Source organism: Xenorhabdus sp. KK7.4 (assembly GCF_963876465.1).
GTDB classification, from domain to species: Bacteria; Pseudomonadota; Gammaproteobacteria; order Enterobacterales; family Enterobacteriaceae; genus Xenorhabdus; species Xenorhabdus stockiae.
In genome coordinates, this window is record NZ_CAWNQF010000113.1 from 1 (window position 1) to 7,248 (window position 7,248).

Consider the following 7,248-nt stretch of genomic DNA (forward strand, 5'->3'; position numbering starts at 1 on the left):
CCAGCCATAAAACACCTCCCAAAAGTAGGATTAAAAAAATAAATTACTTAATGAGGATGGTCTCACTTTGTAAAACCATCCACTCTTTTTAAGTAAAGGACATTCTATTTTTGGTGTTAATTACTTTTTAATTTCGCCAGAAAAATAGTCTCGCGGGGTGTCGGGGCGTCGCCCTGACCTAGATGATTTGTAACAACGTCGGCGTGTCGGCGGTGCTACAAATCACATCTTGTCCGCTATTCGACCCTATTTTTTACCGAATTTCACTGTCACTTTTTTTCAAAACTTTTTCAACACTCAAACGGTTTTGAATCAATTTTAAATCAGAATCAGGAACAACATGACGATGAACATGAGAAGGATCGGGTTGCAACTCGCCGTTCTCAATTGCAACCATCTCTTTCACACCACTTAGCAATTGTTGAAACAAATCTGCTCTCATAATTTTTTCAACTCATGGACGGTTTAAATTCAAAAGGCGAGCTTTCAGTTCTTCAGTGGATAATCAATGCAGAGCTGCTGGCAGCACGTAAGGTGCGTAATCACGAAATGTTTAAGATGGCAGGACTGGTCAGCCTTGTCTGACTCCTTGACAAGAAAACCGGACAGCTGACCCTTGATGCCGGAACGTTTATCGGAGCACTGGTTAAGCTAACCCACTGCCCGCCGGAAAAATTGCAGGCGTTAAAAAGCCTCGGTGACCGGCTGCTTGCTGAAAGTGAAATCTAAATACCTTAGAAACCGTCATTGTCTTTGTTGACCAGCTCATCCCAGGCGAGGAGGTTTCTGGGTTTTCGTTCTGTCATCTGTCCTCGCTCAAAATACCGGCTAGGCCAGATTTGGGCGGGGTGCATATTTAGACGGCGGGCAATGATCCATTCGCCTTTAGGCCATGCTCGTTTCAGGACATTTGCCAGTGTGGAAGAACTTAAACCGGATTCACGGGACAGAGCAGCAACGGTTGTGCCTTGTTTACGAAGGGCAGCAACGATATCGGCGGGATGCCAGTCTTGTGTGTTCGTAGTCATACCTGCTTCACCTCATTGTTGTTATTGGTGGCGATTCAAGCAGGGTTTCCAATACCGGTAGCTACCTTCCGGCGAGGCCGAAGCCTCCCCCGCCTGAACCGCCATTGAATGGGCGAGCGCAGGCACACTGGCAGAAACATCCTACCAGTGGGTAGCTATTTTCAGGGTTGGAAATCCCCGGCTATCGGATTTTGCCAATAGCATTATCAGGTTAACGGGTTAGATAAAATATTTCAATAAGATAATCAAATAGATGTGACGTAGTGATTCAAGTAATAACGTGATGAGAAAGGGAAAATATAACACCGTGGCAGAGTGGGTGTATCCGGCTTCATTGGGTACGGCTTTTTCGAAAATCAGGCAAGACAAGGGTTACAGCCGTTTTCTTAACAGCGTCACTTGGTAAAACACAAGTGACGCTGCCTCCCTGCTTGAATAAATAACCACCGTTTTAATTGGGTCACAAATCAGTTTGCAGTATGCTTGATGTATTAACAGTTAATACAGGTGTCCACTATGAGAAAAATTACGTCCGTCAGTATGGGGAAACAACTTGACGGTTTTGTGCAACGGATGATTGAAAGTGGGCGTTACGGTTCAGCCAGCGAAGTAATGCGTTCGGCATTGCGTTTGCTGGAGCAACAGGAAAATCAGGTCGAAGCGATCCGTAATGCGGTGATTGAGGGGCTAGAAAGCGGGGAAAGCGCGCTAACGCTGCGGGATATTGCTGAACAGAGGAAACAGCGACATCGTGTATAGGCTATCAGAACGTGCAGCGGAGGACTTTGCAGATATTTATGACTATACGTTGATACAATTCGGGGAAGTCCAAGCTGATTACTATACAGACGCTCTGGACGAATTTTTAGAAACGCTGGCAAGTATGCCTGACATTGGACGAGATTATCCGGCGGTATCCGGGGTTAGACGGATAGAATTTCAGCGCCACACCATTTTTTACACTGTCCGAGACAGCGATATCCTGATCGCCCGCATCCTGCACCAACAGATGAATCATACCCAACATTTACGATCACAATGATGATCAACAGTCTGAGCCTCTTTTCACAATAGGGATTACAGTATATTAACACACCCTGATAAAACCGCCTCAAAACGATTCTGAGCGCTTTTCTTGCTATTGATGATGGAACGTGTGTCGATGTCTAAAAAATCGCTCAGAGAGGTTTTTAAATGGGTTTATGCCTGTTAAGGCATGGAGGGCTGCTCTCCGGGTTAATTGGGATCATTCTGGATCAAACAGCCGATACAAAAGGAGGACTGAACGGAAGCATTTAACCCCATTCGCCCTGCTAGGCTGTGAGCGAAGCGAACCTACGGGCACGAAAAAGGACGTGATAACAGGTGTATAGAGTCGGAGACAATGGATTTGACTGTGTAGCGCCCATCAGAGCAATGAAGAAAAGCCGCATTGCGGCGACATCCTTTTTTTGTGATGGATCTGACTAGATTTTCTGGGTTATCCACAGGGCACTCCTTTTTTAACTTGTTTTTCTTGTTTTTATTCTTGTTTTAGGGTCTTTTTTCTTGTTTTAAATCAATGTCTTACATGGTAATAGGCAATGCTTTTGACGGTAATAGGCAATGCTTTTGACGGTAATAGGCAATGCTTTTGACGGTAATAGGCAATGCTTTTGACGGTAATATCCACACACAAAGGCAATGCATTAAAAAAAAATATTGCCTTTGTGTGTGGTAATATATATATATTAATCATTACCTATAAACAAAGTGAGGGGTTTAATGAGTGATCTTGTTGCTTACAAATCTAATGCCTTGATAGAAGCAAGTTACAAACTTACATTGCAAGAACAACGGGTTTTATTGATGTGTATAGGAAAACTCAACCCCCAAGATGAAAAACCAGAAAACATCTTTCAATTGTCTGCTAATGAGTTTTATCTAGCATTCCCTGATATGGGGAGAGAAAATGCAGAACGCCGCTTACATGAGGCAATCGAGCGACTGTGGGATAGAACTATCGTAATAAATAAAAAAGATGAAAAGCGCGAAATACGTTGGATTCAGGAAAAAGCCAAATACTTTAATGGAGAAGGTAAAAGTGAAATAATTTTCGCTGATTCAATCATGCCTTATTTGACTCAGCTGAAAGGACAATTTACGAAGATAGCTATTAAAAATGTAGCGGCGTTAAAAAGAACATATAGCATTCGTATCTATGAATTACTACAACAATTCAAAAATACTGGAGATAGGATTATATCCTTAGCAGATTTCCGCTCTATGCTAGGAATCGATGATAAATACAAAACATTTAAATCATTAAATCAGTTATTATTAATACCATCCATAAAAGAATTAAACGAAAAAAGCGACTTAATTGTATCAGTAGATACTGTAAAAAAAGGCCGTACTGTAGTAGCCCTACACTTTAAATTTAAAGAAGACAAGCAAATAAAAATAATAATTTAACAAAAATCCTTAATAAGAAATACAAAAACAAATAAATAATTTGCTTTTGTATTTCTTTTTTAAACATTATCTGTATGTTATGTTAGCAATTTAAATAATCAGACTTAATCATAAATAACTAGGATGGTAATTTTATGTCATACATGATTTATTTGTCTTTAAATGGTAAAAATCAAGGTCTCATATCTGCGGGATGTTCAACTCCTGATTCTATAGGAAATCGGTATCAAAACGGACACGAAGATCAAATACAGGTACTCAGTCTGAATCATTCAATTACACGACAACAAAATGTTAGTCATCAACCTATACAATTTGTTAAACCAATCGATAAATCATCACCTTTATTAGCAATGGCAATAGATTCAAACGAATCCCTAAATGGAGATTTTGTTTTTTATAGAACAGGTCAAGCTGGACAACTGGAATTATTCTATGAAGTTAAAATAACAGAAGCCACTATCACGGATGTTTCCTGTATATATCCTCACTCTATAAATGATTTTGATGCCATGCCATATGAAAGAGTAACACTCAACTATAAATCCATCTCATGGAATCATAGAACGGCTGGCACATCGGCTTACAGCATTTGGGAAGATAGGACCTATTAATTGAAAATTAACACTAAGCATATATGCTTAGTGTTAATGCTTAGTGACAAATCGAAATGTCCTTAACATACTTATTTGGAGCCATCCATGATGATTTACTACAAGTTACATATCCTTCATTTTCTAATTTATCATCAACATAAAAAGACACGAACAAAGTAAGAATGAAACCTATTATCGATACATATGAAATATAATTACCCACTTTACTATTAAGACGTTTCATATTACCAATAGATATTCGGTATAAAATATACGCAAGATAGATTAATACAGGTGTAAACCAAATAAAGCCTGCACTTTTCCATGAAAAGGTAATAACATTATCACGCTTAAAAAAACCAATATAATCATTTAATGAAAAAAATAAAAATAATATCGTCATAAAAACAAGCAACGATATACCTAAGTATAATTTTGTTTTACTTGTATTATCCACGACTTAATCTACCCCACATACTAAAAAGTTGATCCGGATGATATGGTGTTGGATTTGGTTTTTCATTTAGTAATTTTTTTATATTTTTAATTATAGTTTCACTAACTTTAAAATAATCATCCAACAGATATAAACCATATGAAACCCCTACACCAATGACAAATACACCAAGAGTTACAAGCATCAGACTTCCCCCTACAGCTAAGACTGGAGAAACCAATAAAGTATTAGCTGCCCCAGCAATACCTACTGAAATAGATAATTTCACAGCATCCATTGTTAAATTAACAAACAAGTCAGTTAATCCATACCCTTCTTTGAACATTAACTCAATTAGCCTATATGAGCCTGAAAAAATTATACCAAACCGCCTACCTTCGGCAATGCCGTTTGCAACACCTAATGTACCTACTCCGAAAGTTACTATCTGTGGATTATTAGCAAGGTATCTTGTGGCATTTAAATAGTTTCTTACACCAGGATATCCGGATAACACTATATATCTTCGTCCATTCGCTCCCACATATTCTCTTGCTCTTACACCGAAACTTCTTAAATCGTTTGCTATTCTTGCTACACCAATAGAATCATACATATTACCTGCAAATGATGAAGCAGTATCAGCATATGAATAAAACGTTTTAACAGTTTTTTTCCATGAATTATAATAGTCAGGATTAGTTAGTGTTTTTACATACTCTATAGCTTCCTCTTTCGTCAGTATAGCAATATTTTCGTTATTCTCTTTTAATTGACGCTCTAGCTCATCCTCGATATTTTTATGTCTTACATCCTCTATCTGCTTTTTAAAATTAAGATTTTCTTCATATCTATAATCATTATCAACAAATGTTCTTAACCTTGGATCATACTTCATTGAATAACTCCTTTTACATTATTTAATCATTTTATTTTCGTTTATTATTTTATCGGACTCAGCTATTTTTTCTTTAGATTTCCTGAAGTATTGGGAACTGGCTCAAGTTTTCCTGTCGGGGTATGACACTGAGTTTTAAGCTCCTCAACCAATTGATAAGTGTTGGTTATGGTGTGGTAATTTCTGTCCACGCCTTGGCTAAAGAAAAATTGAGCACTGAGACCAGTCACAATCACGGCAGCCAGCATTACACCGCCAATAATCCACCAAAAGTAATTATGAAGCCAGTCATAACGCCATTGAAGATCCTTTTTAGGCTGTTTTGTTGCTGTAATTCGGCCTAAGCAAAAATCATCATTCGAGAGGCATTTCACCATGAACCAAGAAGCGCTAAAAATCATTGCTACAGAACTTAATCATGAACAAACAAAAGTACTGATGATACTTTTAGCTGATCTGGATTATGAGAACTACATACAAGTAGCTCAAATCGATGTGGCAAATGCATTAAAAATGCAGAAAACAAACGTTAGTAGAGCCGTTAAGAACTTAATTGAATTTGGAGTTATTCTTGAAGGCCCTAAAATCGGCCGCAGCAAGACTTATAGACTAAACCCGCAATTCGGTTGGAAGGAACAGTAAGCAACCACAAAAAAGCCCTTAAAAACAGTCTCAGCGTCATTCAGGGCGGTAAAGCCTAAGTAATCTCAAATCTAGACAAATGTGCAGTGTTAGTAATACTGCACATTCTAAATTCTTACGCAAAGTCATTTCGGAGAAAATACAGCTCAAAGCCTTGTGTACCAACGCTTTCAAGGGAATTTCAACCCTAGAGTTATCCCTTAATTATAAATACAAGGAAATCCCCCCAACAAAAGGGCCGAAATTTAGGTTTTGTTTCCCCCCTAAACATAACTGCGATTCAGGGAAATATTAATTTCGTACTTACGAAACCACATAAGGGTTATAGCAAAGGCAGGATTCGCAAATTGCTGGCGTTTCGCATCAAAAAAAAGAATAGAACGAAAACACTGTCAGATTTTTATCTGACAGTACGAGGAAAATCTATTTAGAGAGATAGTTTCATCAGCTACGAGAAGCAGAGCCGGATTCATATACAATAATTAAAATCGCATAAAGCACCAACATAAAAAGTGCAATTATCCAATTAGCAATAGCGTAATTCTTTTTATTTATATTCGTACTTTTTGAAAAGCTCCAGTAGGTTAAAAACACCAAGTTAACAAGCGGAATCATTACTAAAATTATTGTCCAAACCCATTCCTTTACAGGGATAACAACCGTTCTATCATTCGTATCCATAAGTCACTCTGAAAAAATAAATTGAGATTTAATCATATCGAATTAAATAATATGTATTTCCGAAGTTTAATTAAAAATTTATTTATTTCCCCCGCTATAAGATTCTTTTGTCTTCGACCTCCCAGCTTTTGAGTCACAGACAGATCGCAAAAAGACAGCTTAGCAGGGATGAGGGGATTCGCGTTCCCTGATGAAATCCCCTCTTGTATCGGCGGGGAAAAAAACAGCTATCCCAGTGACATTGGATGAGCCGCCTTTCATGCCCTAAAGGGCATCTAACGACAATTCTTACAGTAACTTTGGTTAGTTATACCGCCATCTTGTTCTCTATAACCAAAATTTTTTTTTAATTCTTCCTCTGTTTCAGCCTTTACTTTCCGACACTTTGGACACGTATGTGGCAGCTTAATCTTACCAGCCATAAAACACCTCCCAAAAGTAGGATTAAAAAAATAAATTACTTAATGAGGATGGTCTCACTTTGTAAAACCATCCACTCTTTTTAAGTAAAGG

Annotated in this window: 11 protein-coding genes; 5 read left to right on the plus strand and 6 right to left on the minus strand. The window is 38.0% G+C overall.

Annotated elements, in window-relative coordinates; all coding sequences use genetic code 11:
• Positions 1-253 precede the first annotated feature (253 nt).
• A complete protein-coding gene (locus AACS90_RS19390) occupies positions 254-442 on the minus strand; it encodes a hypothetical protein (protein WP_153043705.1) in 189 nt (62 codons plus the stop codon).
• 292 nt (positions 443-734) lie between these two features.
• The gene (locus AACS90_RS19395; protein ID WP_099123538.1) at positions 735-1,028 is read right to left on the minus strand and encodes a helix-turn-helix domain-containing protein; all 294 of its coding nucleotides are present in this window, start codon (positions 1,026-1,028) and stop codon (positions 735-737) included.
• 516 nt (positions 1,029-1,544) lie between these two features.
• Between AACS90_RS19395 and AACS90_RS19400 the strand changes: the two genes are divergently transcribed.
• From AACS90_RS19400 to AACS90_RS19415, 4 genes are all read left to right on the plus strand, one after another.
• The gene (locus AACS90_RS19400) at positions 1,545-1,787 is read left to right on the plus strand and encodes a type II toxin-antitoxin system ParD family antitoxin (protein ID WP_099123539.1); all 243 of its coding nucleotides are present in this window, start codon (positions 1,545-1,547) and stop codon (positions 1,785-1,787) included.
• The gene (locus AACS90_RS19405; protein WP_099123540.1) at positions 1,780-2,070 is read left to right on the plus strand and encodes a type II toxin-antitoxin system RelE/ParE family toxin; all 291 of its coding nucleotides are present in this window, start codon (positions 1,780-1,782) and stop codon (positions 2,068-2,070) included. Before AACS90_RS19400 ends, AACS90_RS19405 begins: the two co-directional genes overlap by 8 nt.
• A 722-nt stretch (positions 2,071-2,792) precedes the next feature.
• Complete coding sequence (locus AACS90_RS19410; RefSeq protein WP_099123541.1) at positions 2,793-3,482, plus strand: replication initiation protein; 690 nt, start codon at positions 2,793-2,795, stop codon at positions 3,480-3,482.
• 134 nt (positions 3,483-3,616) lie between these two features.
• A complete protein-coding gene (locus AACS90_RS19415; RefSeq protein ID WP_099123542.1) occupies positions 3,617-4,096 on the plus strand; it encodes an Hcp family type VI secretion system effector in 480 nt (159 codons plus the stop codon).
• A gap of 40 nt (positions 4,097-4,136) precedes the next feature.
• Here the strand turns inward: AACS90_RS19415 and AACS90_RS19420 are convergent, their stop codons facing one another.
• The 3 genes from AACS90_RS19420 to AACS90_RS19430 form a co-directional block, all read right to left on the minus strand.
• The gene (locus AACS90_RS19420) at positions 4,137-4,481 is read right to left on the minus strand and encodes a DUF1240 domain-containing protein (RefSeq protein ID WP_099123545.1); all 345 of its coding nucleotides are present in this window, start codon (positions 4,479-4,481) and stop codon (positions 4,137-4,139) included.
• A 46-nt stretch (positions 4,482-4,527) separates the two neighbouring features.
• Positions 4,528-5,412 carry a hypothetical protein gene (locus AACS90_RS19425; protein ID WP_193757298.1) on the minus strand — a complete coding sequence of 295 codons (885 nt, stop codon included), beginning with the start codon at positions 5,410-5,412 and terminating at the stop codon, positions 4,528-4,530.
• 62 nt (positions 5,413-5,474) lie between these two features.
• Positions 5,475-5,813, minus strand: coding sequence for a hypothetical protein (locus tag AACS90_RS19430; RefSeq protein WP_153043706.1), 339 nt, complete (start codon positions 5,811-5,813; stop codon positions 5,475-5,477).
• On the opposite strand from AACS90_RS19430, the gene AACS90_RS19435 reads away from it, so the two are divergent.
• Complete coding sequence (locus tag AACS90_RS19435) at positions 5,788-6,054, plus strand: helix-turn-helix domain-containing protein (RefSeq protein ID WP_241538330.1); 267 nt, start codon at positions 5,788-5,790, stop codon at positions 6,052-6,054. The two genes, AACS90_RS19430 and AACS90_RS19435, sit on opposite strands and share 26 nt — an antisense overlap.
• A 444-nt stretch (positions 6,055-6,498) precedes the next feature.
• Here AACS90_RS19435 and AACS90_RS19440 read toward each other — a convergent pair whose 3' ends face one another.
• Entirely contained in the window at positions 6,499-6,735 is a 237-nt protein-coding gene (locus AACS90_RS19440) for a hypothetical protein (RefSeq protein WP_099123544.1), read from the minus strand.
• Positions 6,736-7,248 lie beyond the last annotated feature (513 nt).

What these genes read in the sequence shown, in the direction of transcription:
- AACS90_RS19390 (WP_153043705.1), bottom strand. Translation starts at nt 442, where the DNA reads ATGAGAGCAGATTTGTTTCAACAATTGCTAAGTGGTGTGAAAGAGATG.
- AACS90_RS19395 (WP_099123538.1), bottom strand. Translation starts at nt 1,028, where the DNA reads ATGACTACGAACACACAAGACTGGCATCCCGCCGATATCGTTGCTGCC.
- AACS90_RS19400 (WP_099123539.1), top strand. Translation starts at nt 1,545, where the DNA reads ATGAGAAAAATTACGTCCGTCAGTATGGGGAAACAACTTGACGGTTTT.
- AACS90_RS19410 (WP_099123541.1), top strand. Translation starts at nt 2,793, where the DNA reads ATGAGTGATCTTGTTGCTTACAAATCTAATGCCTTGATAGAAGCAAGT.
- AACS90_RS19415 (WP_099123542.1), top strand. Translation starts at nt 3,617, where the DNA reads ATGTCATACATGATTTATTTGTCTTTAAATGGTAAAAATCAAGGTCTC.
- AACS90_RS19420 (WP_099123545.1), bottom strand. Translation starts at nt 4,481, where the DNA reads ATGACGATATTATTTTTATTTTTTTCATTAAATGATTATATTGGTTTT.
- AACS90_RS19425 (WP_193757298.1), bottom strand. Translation starts at nt 5,412, where the DNA reads ATGAAGTATGATCCAAGGTTAAGAACATTTGTTGATAATGATTATAGA.
- AACS90_RS19435 (WP_241538330.1), top strand. Translation starts at nt 5,788, where the DNA reads ATGAACCAAGAAGCGCTAAAAATCATTGCTACAGAACTTAATCATGAA.
- AACS90_RS19430 (WP_153043706.1), bottom strand. Translation starts at nt 5,813, where the DNA reads ATGATTTTTAGCGCTTCTTGGTTCATGGTGAAATGCCTCTCGAATGAT.
- AACS90_RS19440 (WP_099123544.1), bottom strand. Translation starts at nt 6,735, where the DNA reads ATGGATACGAATGATAGAACGGTTGTTATCCCTGTAAAGGAATGGGTT.